Source organism: Rhizorhabdus phycosphaerae (genome assembly GCF_011044255.1).
Classification (GTDB): Bacteria; Pseudomonadota; Alphaproteobacteria; order Sphingomonadales; family Sphingomonadaceae; genus Rhizorhabdus; species Rhizorhabdus phycosphaerae.
Genome location: NZ_CP049107.1, coordinates 982,583 through 1,003,412 on the forward strand (window position 1 = coordinate 982,583; position 20,830 = coordinate 1,003,412).

A 20,830-nucleotide genomic window follows, 5' to 3' on the forward strand; every position below is an offset into this window, starting at 1 on the left:
CAGCGCCGACCAGCGCCCGTGCCCGGCCGACCGCAGTCAGGCGTTACGCAATTCGAGTGCCGCTGCGGCTTCCTCGATCAGCTTTGCGACGATATCGGCAAGCGGTTCTTCGCGAGTCACCATGCCGACGGACTGGCCGGCCATGACCGAACCATGTTCGATATCACCGTCGACCACCGCACGACGCAGGGCGCCGGCCCAGTAATGCTCGATCTGCAGTTGGGCCTCGGCCATCTCGACCTTGCCGTCGTCGAGCAGTTGCGCGACCTCGCGCTGCTTGGCGGTGAACAGCTCGGACGAGGCGTTACGGAGCGCGCGCACCGGGATCACCGGCAGGCGGGGATCGATCTGCACGCTTGCGACCGCGTCGCGCGCCGAAGCGCGGATGAACGCCTTCTTGAAGTTGGGATGTGCGATCGATTCGGTCGCGCAGACGAAGCGCGTGCCGAGCTGGACCCCGGCGGCGCCCATTTCGAGATAGGAGGCGATCGCTTCGCCCCGGCCGATTCCACCCGCGACGAACACGGGGAGATCCTTGCCCACCACGGGCAATATCTCCTGGGCCAGGACCGAGGTGGAGACAGGACCGATATGGCCGCCGGCTTCCATGCCCTCGATCACCAGCGCATCGACCCCCGAGCGGATCAGCTTCTTGGCCAGCGCCAGCGCGGGAGCGAAGCATATCACCCTGGCGCCCGACGCCTTGATCTTCTCGATCGCCCCGCCCGGTGGCAGACCGCCTGCCAGCACCACATGACCGACGCCGTGCTTGGCGCACACGTCGATCAGCGCATCGAGCTGCGGGTGCATGGTGATGAGGTTCACGCCGAACGGCTTCGACGTCAGCGCCTTCGTGCCAGCGATCTCCGCGTCGAGCAGTTCGGGCGTCATTGCGCCGCAGGCGATCACGCCGAAGCAGCCGGCGTTGGACATCGCCGCGACGAGATTGCGCTCCGAGACCCAGCTCATCGCGCCGCCGAGGATCGCATAGTCGCTGCCGAGCAGATCGACGCCACGCGCCATCAGCGCCGTGAGGCGGGCCGCGCCGCTCATCAGGCGGCGTCCTCCGCGTCGAGTCCGTAGGCAGTGTGCAGCACGCGGACCGCCAGTTCGGTATAATCCTCGTGGATCAGGACCGAGACCTTGATCTCGGAGGTGGTGATCGCGAGGACGTTGATCCCGCGCTGGGCCAGCGCGTCGAACATCTTCGAGGCAACACCCGCATGGCTGCGCATGCCTACGCCCACCACCGAGATCTTGGCGACATTGGTGTCGTGGACCAGCTTTTCATAGCCGATCTTGCCGCGCTCCCGCTCGAGCACGTCGAGCGAGCGGGCCAGCTCGGCCGAGGGCACGGTGAAGGTCACGTCGGTCGATCCGGTGTCGTGCGCGACATTCTGCACGATCATGTCGACGTTGATATTGGCTTCGGCGAGCGGCGCGAAGATCGCTGCGACCGCGCCCGGACGGTCCGGAACCTGGGTCAGCGTGATCTTGGTCTCGTTCTTGTCATAGGCGATGCCGGTGATGAGCTGGCGTTCCATGGCGCTTCCTTCGAGTTCTTCCTCGCTGACGATCATCGTGCCAGGCGTTGGGTTATCGGTCGGCTGGTCGAAGGACGAGAGCACCTGCACCCGCACCTTCTCCTTCATCGCAAGCCCGACCGAGCGGGTCTGCAGGACCTTGGCACCGACCGACGCCAGTTCCAGCATCTCCTCATAGGTCACCTTGGCGAGCTTACGCGCCTTGGGGACGATCCGCGGATCGGTCGTATAGACGCCGTCGACGTCGGTATAGATGTCACAGCGATCGGCCTTCATCGCCGCCGCGACCGCGACCGCCGAGGTGTCGGAGCCCCCACGGCCCAGCGTCGTGATCCGCTGGTCCTCGGTCAGGCCCTGGAAACCCGGGATGACGGCGACCTCGCCCGAGGCCATCGCCTTGCCGATCGCGTCGGAATTGATCTGCTCGATCCGCGCCGAGGCGTGGGCGTCGGAGGTGGTGATGGGCAGCTGCCAGCCGAGCCAGCTGCGCGCCTTCACTCCCATCGACTGGAGCACGATCGCGAGCAGGCCACTCGTCACCTGCTCGCCCGAGGACACCACGACGTCATATTCGCGCGGATCGTAGAGCGGCGAAGCCTCGCGGCAGAAGTTGACGAGACGGTCGGTTTCGCCGGACATGGCCGACACGACCACCGCGACTTCGTTGCCGAGCTCGACCTCATGCTTCACGCGGTTCGCTACGTTGCGAATTCGTTCGATCCCCGCCATCGAGGTGCCGCCGAATTTCATTACGATGCGCGCCATAGACCCACATATTCCCCAGAGGCGAAAGCGCCGGAAATGCCCTCTGGACCAAGGGCGCGGCCCTGATAGAGAGGGGGCGTGATGAACGCAAGCGCACAACAGCATGGGTCGATCCTCGCAGAGGAAGCGGCCCATTTCGGCAGCATGGCGGCGGAATGGTGGGATCCGAAAGGGTCATCGGCCATGCTCCACAAGCTCAACCCCCCTCGCCTGCGCCACGTGCGCGACACGGTCGATCGGCACTGGTCTCTCGATCCGCAGAGCCTGCGGCCGTTGGTGGGTCGTCGTGTGGCGGACATAGGCTGTGGCGCAGGGCTGCTCGCCGAACCGCTGGCGCGGCTCGGCGCGGAGATGGTCGCGGTCGATGCCGCAGCCGAGAATATCGCCGTCGCCCGTATCCACGCCGAAAAGCAAGGCCTGACGATCGACTATCGTCATGGTGGGTTCGAAGCGCTCGCCGGCGAGCGCTTCGATCTGGTGACCTCGATGGAGGTGATCGAGCATGTCTCAGACCCGGCAAGCTTCGTGGCGGGCCTGGCCGATCTCCTCGCCCCGGACGGCATCCTGATCCTCTCGACGCCGAACCGCAGCCCCCTGTCGCGGCTCGCGCTGATCGGCGTTGCCGAGGGCTTCGGCCTGATCCCCAGGGGCACGCATGACTGGAACCGCTTCCTGACACCCGACGAACTTGCGGCCCATGTCGAGGCGGCCGGCCTGCGCGTGATCGATCGCAAGGGCCTCTCCTTCTCGATCGCGTCGGGCTTCCAGCTGAGCGACGACCTGACGCTCGACTATTTCCTGACGGCGGTCCGGTGAGCAGCTTCAAGGACCATTTCTCGTCTCACGCCTCGGCCTATTCGACCTACAGGCCCCGTTATCCAGCCGCGCTGGCCGACTGGCTCGCCTCCGAAGCGCCCTCGAGGTCGCTTGCCGTCGACGTCGGCTGCGGGTCCGGGCAACTGTCGATCCTTCTCGCCGACTGCTTCGCACAGGTAGCCGCGCTCGATCCAAGCGCCGAGCAGATCGCCAATGCCTCTCCTCATGCCCGGGTCGCCTATCGGGTCGCGCCGGCCGAGCAGACCGGCATCGCGGCAGACAGCGCCGATCTGCTGACCGCTGCACAGGCCGCCCACTGGTTCGACCTTCCCGCCTTCTTTGCCGAAGCGCAGCGCATCCTGAAGCCCGGCGGGCTCATCGCGCTGGTAACCTATGCCGGGATGCTTCCGGGCACGCCCGTCGCCGACATCGTCGAGACCTTCCGCACCGACGTGCTCGCACCTTTTTGGCCGCCCGAGAGGGCCATGGTCGACAATGACTATCGGGATATCCGGCTGCCGTTCGAGGCGGTCGACGCTCCGCGCATGATCCTCGAGGCACGCTGGTCGCTCGACGCGCTGATCGGCTATCTCGACACATGGTCGGCGGTTCGGGCGATGGAGCGCTCCATTGGGAGAGCAGATTTCGATCGGACCGTCGAGCTGTTGCGAGACGCCTGGGGGCCTTCCGAGGACAGCAAGCTCCTGCAATGGCCGCTGACCGTCGTCGTGGGCCGGAAAGGGTGAGCGACGACCTCCCTCCTGCGGCATTGGCGGCAACGCTGATCCTGCTGCGCGAGCGGCGGGACGGCCCTCCGGAGATTCCGATGATCGGCCGCAGCGCGCGCATGCGCTTCGCCGCCAGCCGCATGGTCTTTCCCGGCGGCCGGCTCGATGCCGACGACTTCGCCATCGCCGCGCGCGGGGATCTGGTTGCCGACGCCGAGGGACTGGATGAAGCCGAGATCGCCCATCGAGTGGCGGCCGTGCGCGAGACGATCGAGGAGATCGGGCTGGCCCCCTGCGTCGCCGGGCTCGATACGGCCGCGCAGATCGGAGAGCTTCGCGAGCGGCTCCACGCAGGCGAGCCTCTTACGCGCCTTCTCGAAACCCATGGCCTGACGCTGCACCTGCGTGAGCTTCATCCTTTTTCGCGCTGGCGGCCCGATCATGCGCTGACCCACCGGTTCGACACGCGCTTCTATATCGCCCGCGTGCCCGAGATGGGCGAAGCGGTCGCCGACGGGGGCGAGAGCGTCCATTGCCGCTGGGGCACCGCGCGCGAGCATCTGTCGCAGAGCGGGCTGATCTTTCCCACGCAGCGCAATCTGGAAAGGATCGCCCAGGCGGCGAGCTGGGCGGAGGCGGTGGAGATTTCGGCGCGTTACCCGATGGAGGTCGTCACGCCCTGGGTCGAAGAACGGGATGGCGTGCCATGGCTGCACATCCCAGAGCATCTCGGCTATCCGGTCACCGCGCAACTGCTGTCGGAGGTGGACCGGGCGATGGATCCAAGGAGATTGCCCAGCACGTCAGCGCCCGGATAGGCGGCATAGACCGTGCTGTCCGGCGACAGGGTGACCCTGCTCGGCCCTTCGACGAGGATAGCGTCGCCGAGTCCCGCAGCACGGCCATCGACCTCGAGCGTGCCGGCGACCGGAAGCAGCCACAGCGGCAATGTCCCCGGATCGACATCCTGCAGGCCCGCGCTGCTCCATCGTTCGAGGACGAATTTGCCGCCCTCGGCCATGATCTCGCGGCCGTCACCGATGGGGCGAGCGATTGTCTTTCCCGCAAATGGCGTAAAATCCGAGACCGCCATCGCATCGTCGAGATGCAGTTCGCGCGCCGATCCATAGTCGTAGAAGCGATAGGTGAGGTCGAGATTCTGCTGCACCTCGACCACCCGCAGGCCCTTGCCGATCGCATGAACCGTTCCGGCCGGAGAATAGATGACGTCGCCCGCCTGCACGGGCTGCCAATGCAGCATATGCTCGATCGACCCGTCGAGAGCCGCTGCTCGGACCGCTGCGGCATCATGCGGCTCTCGGAAGCCGAGCGCGATGGTCGAGTCCGGTTCGGCCGAGAGGATGATCCACGCCTCGTCCTTGCCTCGGGCGAAGCCGCGGTCGCGGGCGGCGTCGTCGTCGGGGTGCACTTGCACCGACAGACGTTCGCTGGTGAAGAGATATTTGATCAACAGGTCGTGGGCGCCGCCGCGCGGATCGTCGTACCAGATCTCCCCGATCGCCGGTTCGTCAGGCGCGGCGTCGGGAAACAGCGGGGCCAGGTCGCGGCGTCCCCAGGGTTTTTCGACCGCATGATGGGTCAGGAAAGTCGCCGCCATGATACACCTATCGCCACGCTTCCCGCCCGCCGGCGAGGCCGGAGCGGGAAGGAATACCCCTACAGAAATCATCCTACAAAGCTGCGGACGATCCCAAAGGTTCCGCTGCCTGCCGATCTACCCGCAACTTCGGCGGATCGGCAAGCGCGCGATACGTGGTCGGTGCGAAGACAGCGCTCAGTTAGGGAGACGCGCTTCCACCTTGTCGACCCATTCCGGGTAGAAAACGGGCTCACGGTTCGACCAGCCTGCAGCTGTCGCGGCCGCTTCGCTGATCGACTGGAGCAGCAGGCGCCGCTTCTCCGGATGAAGATGCGGCAGCGCCGCCGCCGAACAGAATGCCGCCGGCAGCCAGGGCCGAACGTCCGCGCCGATCAGCCGCTCATATAGAAAGCGATAGGCACCGAAGCTGGCGAGCCTGTCCTGTCCGAGATCGAAGGCCGAGATCGTGATGAGCGGCGCCATGAAGGGTTCCACCGCATCGAGACCGCTATCGTCGGGAACGACCTCGCGGATATACTCCAGCCGCGAATAGATGCGCGACTGCGCCATGATGCTCGCAGACTCGATCACGTCGCGCGACCAGCGCGCGAGTGCGTCTTCACGGCCGAGGCCGATGTCGAGGGAGCGGCGAATATAGCGTTGGGTGGAAGCCGGGAAACTGGCGAACTCTTTCATTTCCGCCAAGGTCAGCGCGCCGTCTGCAGGTTTCATGTGCGTGCCCATACAATAGCCCCTAAGCTGGAAGCCCTGTCCGGGTTTATACGCCCACCTTGGTTTATGGACGCTTAAGCCCTCGTAAGGCCTCTGTTCATCAACGGACCATGTTTCTTGCTGCAACGCAACAAGCAAACGCGTTCGCCCCTCGTGCCGCTCATATATCTGTGGATAAATGGACAAAGAGGGCTGCGCGCCGGCCCTTTTTGCCTGGCGCGCAACTTCCCTCAGTGACGGTCTTCCCGCCGCTTTTCCTCGTCTTCGTCATAGCCCGACGACGGTGCCGGATCCTTGCCCTTTCCGGGTTGTGTGTTCGACGGCGGGTCTGATGTCGGGAAGCTCTCGTCCAAGGCGACATCGAGTTTGGCATCCTCGTCCGCCGGATCGGCCTCGAGTCTGGCGTCGTCCCCTGCGTCGTGGGCGGTGCGCACATAGGTCGTGCACGCCTTTTTCTCGTCCTCGTCCTCACCATTCATGCTACGGCTCCTCTTCCAGCTCGAAGAGTCAAACGTCCGCACCGCAGCGCTGTTCCGGGCCGCGGCGAAGTGTCGAAAAGCTGAACTTTCGATGAACGGCATGGGGGCATCGACGAACATCACTGACATGGACGGGCATATTTACAACGATGAAGATATAGGGGTTTGATGACGTTCAACGCTGACACGCCGCGCGGTGCCTCGGTAAGCCCGCGCGTGGCCCTGATCTCGATCATCTGCTTCTGGATGGTCTATTGCGTCATCGCGACGATCCGGTCCTTCATGATCGACCTCGGGCACCAGACCGATATGCTGGCCGCCCGCGCCTTCGTGTCGATCGGTTCGATGGTGGCGACATTCATAGTCTATCTCGCCATGCGTCCTCTCGCGCGGAAGTCGCTGGCGGTGAAGATCACTGCGGTCGCGCTGCTGTCGATTCCCGCAGCGATCGCCTACAGTTCGATGAACTGGATGGCTTTCCGGGAAATCGACCGCCGGATCGATGCCGACAAGGCCGAGAAGGAGATGAGGCCGACGTCGGAATCGACCGCCGCGGAGCAATCTCGTGCGCAGGTCAAGGCAGCCATCGAAGCCGCGCGCGCCGCCGTGCGCGAAGCCGCAGAGCGCGCCCGCGAAGCCGCGGAACAGAAAGCGGAAACGCAGCGCGAAGCCGCCGAACGCCGGGCCGAGATCCAAAGCCGGCTGGCCGAGGCTCAGAGCGAACTTGCCCGGGCAAGCGCCGAACGCCGGCGACAGATCGAGGAAGCCAAGCGGGAGGTGGCGGAGCGTCAGGCTGAAATCCAGCGCAAGCTGGCGACCGCCCGAAGCGAACTGGCCCGAGCGGGTATCGAACGTCGGCAGCAAATCGCCGAAAGCAAACGTGAAGCCGAGGAGGCTGTGCGCGAAGCGGCGGAGGCGCAGCAGGAGGCCTATCGGGAAGCCGTTCGCGATTATCGTGATCAGATGAAGGAGGTGCGGCTCGCTGTCGAGGAAGCCCGGCAGCAAGGCGTGAAGATCGACGACCTCGATATGGTGATGTCGGCCATGCCGCCACCGCCTGCCGCACCGGCGGTGCCTGCGCCCGCTACGACACCCGAAGCGCCGACCGCGCCACAGACCCCGTCCACGATCGAGATACCCGAGATCAAGATTCCGATGCCCGTGATCAGCGAGCCGTCGCCGGGCACGGTGATGATCCAGGTCGGCAGGCCGACCGACACCTATAAGGAGCATGACAAGTCGGTCCTGGCCCAGATCGCCGACCAGGCGCTGAACGGCTACTTCTTCTTCATCGCCTGGGGCGCGCTCTTCCTTGCCCTCTCCTACGCATCGGCGGTGCGCGAGGCCGAGCGGCAGGCGGCTTCCTACCGTGCGGCAGCGCGCGACGCCGAGCTTCGGGCGTTGCGTTACCAGGTGAACCCGCACTTCCTGTTCAACACGCTCAACTCGCTATCGACGCTGATCCTCAAGGACAGCCGCGACGAAGCGGAAGCGATGATCCTGAATCTGTCTACCTTCTTCCGGACGAGCCTGACCTGCGACCCTACCGAGGACGTTGTCCTGGCCGAGGAGATCCGGCTGCAACGGCTCTATCTGGACATCGAGGCCATTCGTTTCCCTGAGCGTCTGATCGTCCAGATTCACGTCCCGACAGAACTCGAGGATGCGTGCGTGCCCTGTCTCATCCTCCAGCCGCTGGTCGAGAACGCTATCAAATATGGCGTCTCGCGGGCCAAGCGACCGGTCACCCTGCGCATCACTGCGCGGGAAGACTCGCATGGCCTCGTCCTCGCGGTCGAGGACGACGGAGATCCGCTCGAGGGGAGCGAGAAGCCGACCGGTACCGGCGTTGGTCTGCGCAACGTATCGGACCGGCTGCGCGCGCGGTTCGGCGACGATGCGAGCTGTCGCTATGGTCCCCTTCCCAATGGCGGTTTTGGCGTCACGCTTTTCATGCCATTGATTCGGAATGGCCGCTGATTCGCCGATAAGAACGCTGGTTGTCGACGACGAGCCGCTTGCAATCGAGCGTCTCCAGATCCTGTGCGCGCGCGAACCGATGATCGACCTTGTCGGCACGGCGTCCGACGGGGAAGCCGCGCTGCGGCTGATCGACGCGCTCGAACCCGAAATGCTGTTGCTCGACATCGCTATGCCGGGCCTCGACGGTATCGGGGTGGCCCGCGCGATCGAGCAAGGGCGATGCAAGCCGGCGGTCGTGTTCTGCACCGCCTTCGATCAATATGCGGTGACGGCCTTCGACCTGTCCGCCACCGACTATCTCCTCAAGCCGGTCGCCCAGGATCGCCTCGGGCGCGCCGTGGCGCGGGTCCTGGAGCGCCGCAAAGCACCGACCGACGATAGTCCAGCCTCCCAATATGCGCAGGAATTCTGGGTCCCCCACAGATCGGAGATGATCAGGGTTGCGGCGCAGGATATCGACCGGATCGAGGCCGAGCGCGACTATATGCGGCTGCATATCGGCCAGCGCAGCTTCCTCCTTCACCAGACGATCACCGAGCTCGAACGGCGGCTCGATCCGGCCGAGTTCGTGCGTCTCCACCGCAGCACGATCGTTCGGCGCGATCATATCGCGCGGCTGAGCCACGACGGCATGGGCGTATGGCATGCGGTGCTGCGCGACGAGGAGAAGATCCGGATCGGCCGGACCTATCTCCCCGCTGCCAGAGCGCTCATGGGGCGCTAGGCGCGCGCCTCAGAGGACTGCGAGGACGGCGTCGCCCATTTCGCTGGTCGTCATCGAACCACCGAGATCGGCCGTCCGCGCGCCATTTTCGAGCGCCTTGGCCACGGCCGCCTCGATCCGGTCAGCTTCCGCCGCCATGCCCAGCGAATAACGCAGCATCATCGCAGCCGACAGGATCGTCGCCAGCGGGTTGGCCTTGCCCTGACCCGCGATATCTGGCGCCGAGCCGTGGATCGGTTCGTACAGGCCCTTTTGGTTCGCATCGAGCGCGGCCGAAGCGAGCATGCCGATCGAGCCTGCGCACATCGAGGCCTGGTCGGACAGGATATCGCCGAACAGATTGCCGGTGACGATGACGTCGAACTGGCCCGGATTGCGCACCAGCTGCATCGCGGCATTGTCGACATACATGTGGCTGAGCACGACGTCGGGATACTCGGCCGAAATCTCGATCACCACGTCGCGCCACAGCTGCGAGGTCTCGAGCACATTGGCCTTGTCGACCGAACACAAGCGGCCGTTGCGCGCGCGCGCCGTCTCGAAGCCGACCCGCGCGATCCGCGCCACCTCATCCTCGTCATAGGACATGACGTCATAGCCCTGACGGCGGCCATCGGCGGTCTTCCGCATGCCTTTCTCGCCGAAATAGACGTCCCCATTCAGTTCGCGCACGATGACCATGTCGATCGCGCCGGCCACCTCAGGGCGCAGAGCCGAGGCATCGGCCAGTTCCTTGAACAGCTTGGCAGGGCGCAGATTGGCGAACATGCCGAGCGCCTTGCGGAGACCCAATATGGCCTGCTCGGGGCGCAGGTGGCGCTCGAGCGCGTCGCAGTCGGGGTCGCCGACCGCACCGAACAGGATGGCGTCGGCGCGCTTCGCGAGGTCGAGCGTCGCCGGCGGCAGGGGATGGCCCTCGGCCTTGTAGGCCGCACCGCCGACGAGACCCGTCTCGAACGTGAGGCGATCGCCGGCGACGACGTCGAGCACACGCACCGCTTCGGCGACGACTTCCGGTCCGATGCCGTCTCCGGGCAACAAGGCAATCAGCATGACTTTCCCCTTATCGATTTCGCCGCCGCCCGATGCCCTGCCCTCGCCCCGCGCGCAATCGCTTTGTCGCGAAGCCGATCAGACCAGGCGCCGGATGCGGTCGATCAGCCGCTCCCGGGCGTCGAGCGCGTCGCGGCGGCGATCCACGAAAATGTCCCGGCCCAGAAAATAGCCGGTGAGCTTGAGCCCGTCGAGGATATCGCCCCAGTCGGCCGCCTCGCCGCCCGCAACGAGGAACGGTGGCAGGCGCAGGAGGCGGTCGGCATAGGGCTCGCCGGCCGCGCGCGATACCGCGGCGCCGCTCTTCGGACTGACATAAGCGAGGTCGTCAGACGGGCCGCCCGCCGCACATCCCGACAGATCGAGCGCATAGCCCAGTTCGGTCATGACCAGCAGCTCGTAGCGCACGGCAGACGTCGCCCAACCGCGCGCCGAGGGCGCATATTCGACCGCCGCCAGCGTTCCGTCCAGCGCATCGTAGAGGCGGGCATGCGGTTGCCCCTCGGCGAGGCCGACCGCCGTCAGGGTGGTCAGCCAGTCGATCGCGGAGGCGGCCAGCGGCTCGGCCAGCAGCCCTGCCCGGCTGTGATTCAATTCCACCGTCAGCCCCGGCAGTTGCTCCGGGGTTCGCGCGCGAAAGTCAGCCGCCACGAGATTGCCGGGGACGAGCACTGGTCGCAGCCGCCGCGATCGCCCCCCACGCACATAGCCCGCGAGCAGGCCGTTGGCGGGAGTGAGCGCGCGCACGACCGCTCCATGCTCGCCATGGGCGCGCATCGAGCAGATGATGGCGGAGGTGCGCAACTGCATGAACCTGTTGAAGCCTTCAACCAGCGCCGGGGCAAGGCCCCGACGGTCAACCGCGCTCTTCGACCTTGTTCGACCACATCTGTTCGAACAACCGCCCCATGCGGCGCAGCCCCGCACTCGGCAGCAGCACCGAGGGCTTGTCGAGCGGAATAGCGTCCAGGTCAGAGAAATAGGCGGTAGGAAAGCGCCGCCGCTCGCGCGCCAGCCACTCGCACAGCGCTTCGAAGCGTTTCACATGAATGCGGTTCGGCGCGGTCCCGGCCCGGTTCGCCAGCTCGAAGCTGTGGGTAACGATCGTCACCAGCGGAGATTGCTCGACCTCGGCATGCTCGATAGCCGCCTTGAGTTCGCCCAGCGAGACGGCACAGATCTGCAGGTGTCGCGAACGCGGCCCGTCGGAGATCAATGTGACGGGTATCTCGATCATGCCCAGATGCTCGACCGGGGCGATCTGATCGCGCGGCAGCGTGATCGCGCTCGGCCAGGGATGCTGGTGCCCGTTGTGGCTGCTGTCGAACCGAAAGCCGAGCATCGACAAGGCCCGCAGAGTATCGTCATTCGCCGAATAATTGCCGGCGCGAAACGCGATGGGCTCGGGCGCGCCCGCCTCGACCAGCATGTCGCGTGCACGGCTGATCAGGTCGATCTGCGAGCCGATATCGTAGCGGGCAAGCTGCCGCTCGCTGCGCGTCCTGCCATCCCGCGCACCCACCCATAAGGGGTGAAGATGCAGTTGCACCTCCTGCCCCGCTTCCAAAATCGGCTCGATCATCCGTCGAACCGGATCGAGACCGTAGACGCAGGCCGGCATCGGATCGACGAAGAAACATGCCTTCAGCGCGTGCCGGGCCAGCACACGAAGCTGATAATGCACGCCGACCCCGGCCGCCTCGTAGGACCGGGCAAAGGCATCCTGCCAGTTGGACCAGTCCCCGCCCGGACGCCAGGTCAGTTCCGTGTCGATCGTCAGGAGGACGCGTGACGAAACGTCAGACCCGGTCTCGGAAGGGGGTGGCGCCGCGTCCATCAGCCGGCTGGATGAAAATGATCGTGGATGGCCTGGGCCATGGTTCGCGAAACGCCGGGGGCACGCTCGAGATCCGCAAGCGATGCGGCACGGACGGCGCGCGCGGTGCCGAAATGCATCAGAAGCGCCTTCTTGCGGGCCGGACCGATCCCCGGGATGTCATCCAGCGGGCTCTTGGTGAAGTTCGCCGCGCGCTTTGCACGATGGGCGCCGATGGCGAAGCGATGGGCCTCGTCGCGCAACCGCTGAAGGTGGAACAGCAGCGGCGAATTCATCGGCAGCATCGACTCGCGCCCATCTGGCAGATGGAAATGCTCGCGCCCGGCATTGCGGTCGGGCCCCTTGGAGATGCCGACGACCGGCACGTCCTGCACACCCATCTCCTCCAGTACCGAACAGACGGCACTCACCTGCCCCTTGCCGCCGTCGATCAGCAGCAGGTCGGGCCACTCGCCGCTGCGGCGTTCCGGGTCTTCGCGCTCTAGGCGCGCGAACCGCCGTTCCAGCACCTCGCGCATCATGGCAAAGTCGTCGCCCGGGGTGGTCTCCGCACGCTTGATGTTGAACTTGCGATAGCTGCCCTTGCGGAAGCCCTCCGGCCCGGCGACGATCATCGCGCCGATCGCATTGGTCCCCATGATATGACTGTTGTCATAGACCTCGATCCGATCGGGCGGCGCTTCCAGCTCGAACAGATCGGCCATTTCCTGGAAGATGCGCCCCTGCGTCGTCGACTCCGCGAGCCGGCGATCGAGCGCCTCGCGCGCATTGCGGCGCGCCTGCTCCATGAGCTTGCGCTGCTCACCGCGCTGCGGGACCTTGATCTGGACCTTCCGCTCGGCCCGCTCGGAGAGCGCCTCGCACAGCAGCTCGCACTCCGCTGGAGCGTCGCCCACCAGAATGAGCTTCGGCGGCGGAACCTCCTCGTAAAACTGCATCAGGAAACTCGCCAGCACCTCGGGCTCTGGCACGTCCTGAACATGTGCGGGGAAGAAGGCGCGGTGCCCCCAATTCTGCCCGCCGCGAATGAAGAAGGCCTGGATGCAGACCGTACCCGCCTTGTTGTCGAGCGCGAACACGTCGGCATCGGCGACTCCCTCGGCGTTGATCGCCTGGCTGCCCTGGATGAAGGTCAGTGCCCGAAGGCGGTCGCGGTAGATGGCGGCGAGCTCAAAATCCATCGCCTCCGCCGCCCGGCTCATCGCTTCGCCCAGCTTCTTCTGCACCTGGGTCGACTTGCCGGTCAGGAAGGCCTTGGCGTCGCCCACCAGTTCCCCATAAGCATCATCGTCGATGCGTCCCACGCACGGCGCCGAGCAGCGCTTGATCTGGTAGAGCAGGCAGGGCCGATCGCGATTGGCGAAAAAGCTGTCGGTGCACGACCGCAGCAGGAACAGCTTCTGCAGTGCATTGAGCGTGCGCGTGACCGACCCGGCGCTGGCGAAGGGACCGAAATACTGCCCCTTGGCGCGCCGTGCGCCGCGGTGTTTCTGAATGCGCGGAAATTCATGATCCTCGCGCAGCAGGATGAACGGGAAGCTTTTGTCGTCGCGCAGCAGTACATTATAGGGCGGGCGATAGCGCTTGATCAGTTGCGCCTCGAGCAACAGCGCTTCCGCCTCGCTGTTGGTCGTGACGATCGTCATCGACCGGGTCTGCGCGACCATCCGGCTCAGCCGCTTGGGCAGCCGCGACACCTGCGTGTAATTTGCGACGCGGTTCTTGAGCGCGCGCGCCTTGCCCACATAAAGGACGTCTCCGCGCGCATCCTGCATCCGATAGACACCGGGCCGCGCAGGAAGCGTCGCAAGCACATTGCGGATGGCTGCCACGCCGGCCTCGAGGTCGGGCGTATCCGAACCCCGCACCGTGTAGACGTTCTTTTCCTCGTTGAAACGGTCGTTGGATATGATGTCGGTCACCGACATGATTTAAGACGCCGATGCGCGCGCCGCAATCTCGGTCCGTCGCGAACGATCCATGGCAACACGGACCGACCGTGGATCACGCCACGGCCAGGCTCATCAGCATGTCGGGATGAGATACTCCGGCGGACACGAGCAGCATGATCGCGAGTCCCGCCCGCACGACCGGTGACGGCGCGACCGCGGCCAATATGCCGTTCTTTCGGCTCCACAGGAGCGGCAGGGCGACAAGTCCCGACAGCAGCATGGCGCAGATCAGGTCCGAAGGCAGCGAGGCACTGTGCCAGGCCCGAAGCCCGCCCATCAACATCAGCCACGCCCATATCCAGCCGATCGCACCCATGATCGGCGCAGTAGCGTGCGGACGTGAGGATTTGGTAAATCCGATGAAAGCAGCGGCACGGCCATGCTGGGCGGCGCCCACGAAAAAGCCCGCCGGAATACCGGCGGGCTTGTTTCCGGACCTTGCGGCCGATCAGAAGCGGGCAGTACCGAGCGCGTCGATAGCACCGTCGATCAGCGGCTTGTCGGTCTTGGCGTCATTGCGCTGAGCGATAAGGACAGCGGCCGCTCCAGCAGCTGCGCTGGCCGCCTTCGCGCGGACCTCGGCGATCGCGCCACGCTCGGCAGCGGCAATCTTGTCCTCGGCCATCTTGCCGCGGCGCTCGATGAGCGCACCGGCATCGACCCGGGCCTGCTCGACGATAGCCTGCGCTTCGGTACGCGCATGGGCGAGCATATCCTCGGCTTCCTTCGCGGCAGCCTTGGCCTTCGCCTCATATTCCGCCTTGAGCTTCTCGGCATCGGCGCGCAGCGCTGCGGCCTCGTCGAGATTGGCGCGGATTGAAGCGATCTTCTTGTCGAGCGAGGAGCCGATGATCGCCGGCACCTTCTTCCACAGCAGAAGAAGAATGACGATCACCATCGCCAGCGAAACCCACGCGGTCGCGGTCATGCCGAGCGCGGCGGGATCGACGTGATGCTCGACCGTGCCGGCAGCGGCGTGGGCCGTGCTGACATTCTCGGGCAGGCCTTCCAGCGACGCCGCTTCGGAGAGATTTTCCGCTACCAGCGCGGAGCCGTTTACAGACATTCGACGTCTCCGTTCAGGCAGCGAGCGCGGATTTCACCGCGCTCTCGGCTTCGGCCTTGTCGACCGATATGCCCGACACCTTGGCGACGATCTCCTGCGCGGCCTCGGCGGCCACATTTTCGATCTCCGCCAGCGCCTTGGCCTGGGCGGCCTTCAGCGCGGCATCGGCCTCGGCAGCCTTGGCAGACAGCGCGGCGTCGGCAGCCTTGACCCGCTGCTCCGCTTCGGCGGTGGCACCGGCCTTGGCATCCTGGACTGCTTTCTGGGCAGCCGCACGGGCCTCGTCGATCCGGGCGCGATAAGCCGCCTCGGTCTCATCGGCCTTGGCACGGGCGGCCTCGGCAGCGGCGAGATCGGAAGCGATCTTCTGGTCGCGTGCCTCGACGGTGGCTTCGATCTTCGGCAGCATCCCCTTCCCGATCACGAAATAGATCAGGCCGAAGACGATCAGCAGCCAGAAGATCTGCGAAGCATAGGTCGCGGCGATCTGGGCGATCTGAGGCATCGGTAATTCCCGTTAGGGGCCGGCGTGAACCGGCCCCGCAACCTGAATGTTAGGCGACGAACAGCAGGATCATCGCGACGACGAACGCCAGCAGGCCGAGAAGCTCGGCGGCGGCGAAGCCGATGAAGAGACGGCCCTGCTGGCCATCGGCAGCCGCCGGATTGCGGAGCGCCGACTCGAGGAACGAACCGAACACGTTGCCCACGCCGAGGGCGGCGAGACCAACGCCGATCGCGGCCAGGCCGGCACCGATCAGCTTTGCGGCTTCTGCGTCCATGATAAACTCCTTGCTTAGAACAGGTTGATAGTCGTGCAGTGAAACTCAGTGCAGGTTGATCGCGTCGTTGAGATAGAGCGACGTCAACAGCGCGAACACATAGGCCTGGATGGCGCACACCAGCAGCTCGAGCAGGGTGATGCCGATCATCAGGATGAAGCTGGGGATGGAGACGATCGCCACCGTCACTGCACCCGCATTGATGCCGTTGATCACGAAGCCGGCCAGCACCTTCATCAGGATGTGCCCCGCGGTCATCGCGACGAACAGTCGCAGGCCGAGCGAAAACGGGCGAATGAGGAAGGAGAACAGCTCGATCACGAAGATCAGCGGAACCATGTAGCCCGGCGTGCCGTGCGGCACGAAGAGCGAGAAGAAATGGAAGCCGTGGCGCCAGAAGCCGACGACCAGCACGATCGCGAAGCTGATGATCGCGAGGACACCGGTCACCGTCAGGTGGCTCGTCACGGTGAAGGGATGCACGCCGACCACGCCCGTGGGCATCATGCCCATGATGTTCGCGATCAGGATGAACATGAACAGCGAGAAGACATAGGGCACGAACTTCTTGCCCTCGGGGCCGACATTCGTCGCCATCATGCCCGAGATGAAGCCGGTGAAGCTCTCGACGGCAGCCTGCCAGCGACCCGGAACCAGTTCCCGCTTCATGCCGCCGATCATGAAGACCAGCATCGCAAGAAGCGTAACGACCATCCACATCGCCGAGTTGGTGAAAGCGACGTTATGGCCCGCAATGACCCAATCCTGACCGAACAACGGCTCGATCAGGAACTGGTGCATCGGATCGATCTTGCCCGATTCGGCTGCCACGCTTGCCTTACCCCTGCTTATGCCAAAAGCGTCCGGGAATCACTCCGGGCGCTCCTGAGAAATCCGAATGATATTCCTGAAGGCCACGCCGATCCCGAGGAACAACATGGCCAATAGGAGCCAGGGCTTGGTGCCGAGCCAGTGATCGAAGCACCAGCCCAGCAAACTTCCGCCGACGATCCCCGCGATCAGTTCGGTCAGCACGCGATTGCCCTGGGAATATCCCTTTTCAGGCTTTTTATGCGCGCTCGCCGTTCTGGCCTTTTCAGCATGCTGGATGGCCTGCAACCGCTCATCGAGCGATGTAAGACGCTGATCCCCCACGCTTCCCGGGTCCTGTCCGGGGTCGTTCTCCGTCATGGCACACACTCTCCTGTTCCCGGGAAGGTGGCGTCATGGCGACGATCGATCCCGCCAAGGCGAGGCCCCTTTAGGAACGGGGGTTGCCCGAGTCAACCGCGCTGAACGGGGTTGCGGCGCGGCTTCCCGGAGGAATGGGGAAGCCGGTGGCATTCCGATGCGTGCTCTCCAGCACAAACAGGCCGACGCGCGGGGATTTTGGCCGCAGGAAAGGACCTTCGACAGGCTGCGTTCAGATTAGCCGCAATGCCTGCGCGCCGATGTGCCGACCATAGGGCTAATAGAAAAGCGGGTGGTCACTTGCTGTCAGGAATGGCGGAAACGGCGTAAGAGACAACTCAACGGCGTCATTCCCGCGAAGGCGGGAATCCACGGTCACGAGGCGCTGTGGTGTCGAACGTGCCGCCATCCATGGATTCCCGCCTTCGCGGGAATGACGGGTTGGGGGACCTTCGCTTCGCTCATCCGTCGATCCCCTCCGTTCGTTCAAAGACGCGGCACGGTTGCCACGTCATTGTCGTCCGAATTCTCCGACCAGTTCGACATGGGTCGACCAGCGGAACTGGCCGACCGGCACCACCCGCTCCAGCCTCCATCCGCCATCGACCAGCATCCGTGCATCGCGCGCGAAGGTCGAGGGGTTGCACGACACATAGGCTATCCGCCGCAGCCGGCTGGTCCTGGCGAGCGCGGGCATCATCTCCTTGGCGCCGGCACGCGGCGGATCGAGGACCACCGCGTCGAAGCGGTCCAGTTCGCCGACATCCAGCGGTCGCCGGAACAGGTCGCGATGGTCCACAGCCATCTTGCGCTGTGCGCGATCGCTGGCAGCCTTGAGGCCGAGCACCGCGTCTCGCGCGCCCTCCGCAGCATAGACCCGACGGTTGCGAGACAAGGGTAGCGAGAAGGTGCCGAGTCCCGCGAACAGGTCGGCGACGATCGCCGCGTCTCCGACGATTTCCTCCACCGCTTCCACCAGGGCCGCCTCCCCGTCCGGCGTCGCCTGCAGGAAGCCGCCGGACGGAAAGGGCACGGCGATGCCGCCCAGGGTGACAGTGGCGGCATCCGGCTCCCATTGCGCACGGGCGCCATAGCCATCGTCGATCGCGAGCCTGGCAAGCTTGTGGGTGCGGGCGAAGTCGTTGACCGCCTCGATCGCTGCCAATCCCTCGACCTCGACCTTTTCGAGCAGCACGTCGACGCCCTGATCGACGAGGGTCATCTGTACGCCTGCGGCGCGGCGGTCGCGCAGCAGCGGATGGAGCAGGCGGCGCAAGGGCCCCACCAGCGCGAACAGCGCCGGGTGCATGACCGCGCACATCTTCAGGTCGACGATGTGGTGGCTTGCCTCCTCGTTGAAGCCGAGCAGCATGCGCTTGCCCTGCCGTTCGGCGCGCAGCGAAACCCGGCGACGCGTCTCGGGCGCTGACAGCATCGCAGGCGCGATCGATCCAGGCTCGACCTTCTGCTGCGCCAGCGCCCCGGATATGCGCTGGATGATATAGTCCGCATAGCTTTCGTCATCGACGTGCTGGAGCTGGCATCCGCCGCATTTGGGGAAATGGCGGCATGGCGGTGCCACATGGTGCGGGCCCCAGACCAGCGTGCCATCGAGCCCGAGCAGATCGCCCGGTGCCGATTGCGGCGAGTGCCGCCCGTCTTCCGTGATGCCGTCGCCGCGCGCTGCGATGCGGACGATGGGTACCTGTTCGTTCAACAACATTCTCCAAGTGCGACGGGAAGGCTCGCCATCAAGTCGTCGGCGATCAGCCCCGGTCCGGCCAGCTGTCCGGCCCGACCATGCAGCCACACCCCAGCGCAGGCCGCGGCAAAGGGATCGAGCCCACGCGCCCGATTCGCCGCGATGACGCCCGCCAGTACATCGCCGGTGCCCGCGCTGGCGAGCCATCCCGTGGCGGACGGCGCGATCGCCGCCCGGCCGTCGGGCGACGCAACCACCGTATCGGCGCCCTTCAGCACGACGACGGCCGCCGACCGCCGGGCGGCCGCCCGCGCGCGATCGACCCGGCTGCCCTCGAGATCACCGAACAGGCGGCGGAATTCGCCTTCATGCGGGGTGAGGATCGCCATGTCGGTAAAGGCGGCACGCTGCCCGGCCAGAAGCGTCAGGGCGTCGGCATCGATCACGCAGGAGCGGCCCGAGGCGAAAACCTCGTCGAGACGCGCCCGCGCGTCTTCATTCAGGCCCAACCCTGGGCCGATGACGACGCACCCGACCCGATCGTCCGCCAAGATTCGCTCCAGCGGGTCATGCCGCCGCACGAGCGCCGCCGGGCCCGGGCCCGATCGGTCTGCGGTCGCAAGGGTGACATAACCGGCACCGCCGCGCTGTGCCGCCTTCGCGGCCAGCAGGGCGGCGCCCGGCATTGCCCCCGCCACGGCCACCACATGGCCGCGCGTATATTTATGATCGGCCGGTCCGGGCGCCGGAAGATGAGGGCGCTCGATTTCCGCCAGCTCCGACGCGCCGGGGATGCCGATATCGGCCAGAACGAGCCGTCCCATCAGCCCGGCGGCGGGTTGCAGCCTGTGGGCCGGTTTCAGCACCGCAAGGGCAACGGTCATGTCATAGGCGATCGACGGGCCGAGCAACGCCCCGTCGTCGGTACCTACGCCGCTGGGAAGGTCGACCGCCACTTTCAGCGTCGCAGCCGCGGCCAGCCGCTCCAGCGGTCCGACAATGGCGGGATCGAGGGGCCTTACGATCCCGGTGCCGAATAGGGCGTCGATCAGCAACGCCGCCGGCTGCGCCGTCGCGAGTTGCTCGACCGGACCGGACCAGCGCGCGCGATTGGCCAGGGCTGCCTCGGTCTTAGGCTCTCCGCTCGCGGCGACACGCACATTGACGCCGCGCTTCCTGAGCAGCCGGGCAATGACATAGCCGTCGCCGCCATTATTCCCGGGCCCGCACAGGACGAGCGTCTCGCGCGGCCCCGCGAAGCGCCATGCCGCATCGGCAACAGCCGTACCCGCGCGTTCCATCGCCTCATCGACCGACAAGCCCTTCGCAAACGCCGCTTCCTCGGCCGCGCGGGTCTCGGCTGCGGTGAGGATCGGGCGGCCGGTCATGGGGTCACGCGTGCGGGCAACCGATACTGCATCCCGCCAGCCACGACCTCGATCGTGCCGCGACCTACTGAGCGCACGGCGAGCGGCTCGGCGCCGTCCGCCGCGATCACGCCGCGTCCGTCGCGCACGATCAGGAGGCGATGAAAGCTCCCATCCGGTGCGCGCACGACCAGCACCGTACCCTCGCCGCTGGTCATCCTCTCGATGGTGCAGACCTTCTCCATGGGCCCGCCATCGGTCGGCCGGCACTCGATCGCTTCCAGACCCGCCGGAGGTTCTCCGCCGCCCCGGCCACAACCCGTCAGGGCTGCCGCGAAAACCATTACCGTCGCGATGTTATTGAGGGCCCTGTCCATGCGCCCCTTATGGTCGCGTTGATCGCGCCCGTCCATGCGATGCCGAGCACAGTTCCGAGTAGCGATACCTCGTCTGAATTTCGGGGGAACCAGTCTCGCATATCGACGTTGTGCACCCGACGGGTGGACTCT

At 65.7% G+C, this 20,830-nt stretch carries 23 protein-coding genes; 5 read left to right on the forward strand and 18 right to left on the reverse strand.

Features of this window, described 5'->3' with window-relative positions; all coding sequences use genetic code 11:
• Positions 1-36: 36 nt before the first annotated feature.
• The gene (locus G6P88_RS04490; protein WP_165322030.1) at positions 37-1,053 is read right to left on the reverse strand and encodes an NAD(P)H-dependent flavin oxidoreductase; all 1,017 of its coding nucleotides are present in this window, start codon (positions 1,051-1,053) and stop codon (positions 37-39) included.
• Positions 1,053-2,309 (reverse strand): aspartate kinase, encoded by a 1,257-nt coding sequence (locus G6P88_RS04495; protein ID WP_165322031.1) that lies wholly within the window; start codon positions 2,307-2,309, stop codon positions 1,053-1,055. Before G6P88_RS04495 ends, G6P88_RS04490 begins: the two co-directional genes overlap by 1 nt.
• A gap of 81 nt (positions 2,310-2,390) precedes the next feature.
• Here G6P88_RS04495 and ubiG point away from each other — a divergent pair, with 81 nt between their 5' ends.
• From ubiG to G6P88_RS04510, 3 genes are read left to right on the forward strand one after another with little or no spacing between them, the layout of a single operon-like run.
• Complete coding sequence (gene ubiG, locus G6P88_RS04500) at positions 2,391-3,125, forward strand: bifunctional 2-polyprenyl-6-hydroxyphenol methylase/3-demethylubiquinol 3-O-methyltransferase UbiG (protein ID WP_165324896.1); 735 nt, start codon at positions 2,391-2,393, stop codon at positions 3,123-3,125.
• Complete coding sequence (locus tag G6P88_RS04505) at positions 3,122-3,871, forward strand: class I SAM-dependent methyltransferase (protein WP_165322032.1); 750 nt, start codon at positions 3,122-3,124, stop codon at positions 3,869-3,871. Before ubiG ends, G6P88_RS04505 begins: the two co-directional genes overlap by 4 nt.
• Complete coding sequence (locus tag G6P88_RS04510) at positions 3,868-4,671, forward strand: NUDIX hydrolase (protein ID WP_165322033.1); 804 nt, start codon at positions 3,868-3,870, stop codon at positions 4,669-4,671. The genes G6P88_RS04505 and G6P88_RS04510 overlap by 4 nt, the downstream gene beginning before the upstream one ends.
• Here G6P88_RS04510 and G6P88_RS04515 read toward each other — a convergent pair.
• The 3 genes from G6P88_RS04515 to G6P88_RS04525 all read right to left on the reverse strand — a co-directional run bounded on the left by G6P88_RS04515 (position 4,587) and on the right by G6P88_RS04525 (position 6,793).
• Positions 4,587-5,471, reverse strand: a complete 885-nt coding sequence (locus G6P88_RS04515; protein ID WP_165322034.1) for a class I mannose-6-phosphate isomerase — start codon at positions 5,469-5,471, stop codon at positions 4,587-4,589. The genes G6P88_RS04510 and G6P88_RS04515 overlap by 85 nt on opposite strands.
• Positions 5,472-5,648: 177 nt before the next feature.
• Positions 5,649-6,197 (reverse strand): hypothetical protein, encoded by a 549-nt coding sequence (locus G6P88_RS04520; protein ID WP_165322035.1) that lies wholly within the window; start codon positions 6,195-6,197, stop codon positions 5,649-5,651.
• A 218-nt stretch (positions 6,198-6,415) separates the two neighbouring features.
• Entirely contained in the window at positions 6,416-6,793 is a 378-nt protein-coding gene (locus tag G6P88_RS04525) for a hypothetical protein (RefSeq protein WP_226946725.1), read from the reverse strand.
• A 39-nt stretch (positions 6,794-6,832) separates the two neighbouring features.
• Between G6P88_RS04525 and G6P88_RS20500 the strand changes: the two genes are divergently transcribed.
• Together G6P88_RS20500 and G6P88_RS04535 are read left to right on the forward strand one after the other, a co-directional pair.
• Positions 6,833-8,644, forward strand: a complete 1,812-nt coding sequence (locus G6P88_RS20500) for a histidine kinase (protein WP_425594471.1) — start codon at positions 6,833-6,835, stop codon at positions 8,642-8,644.
• Positions 8,634-9,371: a LytR/AlgR family response regulator transcription factor gene (locus G6P88_RS04535; protein ID WP_165322036.1), complete on the forward strand. Its 738-nt coding sequence runs from the start codon at positions 8,634-8,636 to the stop codon at positions 9,369-9,371. Before G6P88_RS20500 ends, G6P88_RS04535 begins: the two co-directional genes overlap by 11 nt.
• A gap of 9 nt (positions 9,372-9,380) precedes the next feature.
• Here the strand turns inward: G6P88_RS04535 and leuB are convergent, their stop codons facing one another.
• The 13 genes from leuB to G6P88_RS04600 form a co-directional block, all read right to left on the reverse strand.
• Positions 9,381-10,424: a 3-isopropylmalate dehydrogenase gene (leuB, locus tag G6P88_RS04540; protein WP_165322037.1), complete on the reverse strand. Its 1,044-nt coding sequence runs from the start codon at positions 10,422-10,424 to the stop codon at positions 9,381-9,383.
• A gap of 78 nt (positions 10,425-10,502) precedes the next feature.
• Entirely contained in the window at positions 10,503-11,234 is a 732-nt protein-coding gene (gene recO / locus G6P88_RS04545; protein WP_165322038.1) for a DNA repair protein RecO, read from the reverse strand.
• A gap of 46 nt (positions 11,235-11,280) precedes the next feature.
• Positions 11,281-12,261 (reverse strand): polysaccharide deacetylase family protein, encoded by a 981-nt coding sequence (locus G6P88_RS04550; RefSeq protein ID WP_165322039.1) that lies wholly within the window; start codon positions 12,259-12,261, stop codon positions 11,281-11,283.
• Entirely contained in the window at positions 12,261-14,189 is a 1,929-nt protein-coding gene (gene uvrC, locus G6P88_RS04555) for an excinuclease ABC subunit UvrC (RefSeq protein ID WP_425594472.1), read from the reverse strand. Before uvrC ends, G6P88_RS04550 begins: the two co-directional genes overlap by 1 nt.
• Before the next feature lie 76 nt (positions 14,190-14,265).
• Positions 14,266-14,529 (reverse strand): hypothetical protein, encoded by a 264-nt coding sequence (locus tag G6P88_RS04560; RefSeq protein ID WP_165322041.1) that lies wholly within the window; start codon positions 14,527-14,529, stop codon positions 14,266-14,268.
• A 132-nt stretch (positions 14,530-14,661) separates the two neighbouring features.
• Positions 14,662-15,279, reverse strand: coding sequence for a F0F1 ATP synthase subunit B family protein (locus tag G6P88_RS04565; RefSeq protein ID WP_165322042.1), 618 nt, complete (start codon positions 15,277-15,279; stop codon positions 14,662-14,664).
• Between the two features lie 13 nt (positions 15,280-15,292).
• Positions 15,293-15,784, reverse strand: coding sequence for a F0F1 ATP synthase subunit B family protein (locus G6P88_RS04570; protein ID WP_165322043.1), 492 nt, complete (start codon positions 15,782-15,784; stop codon positions 15,293-15,295).
• Between the two features lie 49 nt (positions 15,785-15,833).
• On the reverse strand, positions 15,834-16,061 hold the full coding sequence (locus tag G6P88_RS04575) for a F0F1 ATP synthase subunit C (RefSeq protein ID WP_010127014.1): 228 nt from the start codon (positions 16,059-16,061) through the stop codon (positions 15,834-15,836).
• Positions 16,062-16,106: 45 nt separating this feature from the next.
• On the reverse strand, positions 16,107-16,892 hold the full coding sequence (locus G6P88_RS04580) for a F0F1 ATP synthase subunit A (RefSeq protein WP_165322044.1): 786 nt from the start codon (positions 16,890-16,892) through the stop codon (positions 16,107-16,109).
• Between the two features lie 39 nt (positions 16,893-16,931).
• Positions 16,932-17,252, reverse strand: coding sequence for an AtpZ/AtpI family protein (locus G6P88_RS04585; RefSeq protein WP_165322045.1), 321 nt, complete (start codon positions 17,250-17,252; stop codon positions 16,932-16,934).
• A 511-nt stretch (positions 17,253-17,763) separates the two neighbouring features.
• Positions 17,764-18,969, reverse strand: a complete 1,206-nt coding sequence (locus G6P88_RS04590; RefSeq protein WP_425594473.1) for a class I SAM-dependent RNA methyltransferase — start codon at positions 18,967-18,969, stop codon at positions 17,764-17,766.
• Entirely contained in the window at positions 18,966-20,342 is a 1,377-nt protein-coding gene (locus tag G6P88_RS04595) for an NAD(P)H-hydrate dehydratase (RefSeq protein WP_165322047.1), read from the reverse strand. Before G6P88_RS04595 ends, G6P88_RS04590 begins: the two co-directional genes overlap by 4 nt.
• The gene (locus tag G6P88_RS04600; protein ID WP_165322048.1) at positions 20,339-20,698 is read right to left on the reverse strand and encodes a hypothetical protein; all 360 of its coding nucleotides are present in this window, start codon (positions 20,696-20,698) and stop codon (positions 20,339-20,341) included. The genes G6P88_RS04595 and G6P88_RS04600 overlap by 4 nt, the downstream gene beginning before the upstream one ends.
• Positions 20,699-20,830 lie beyond the last annotated feature (132 nt).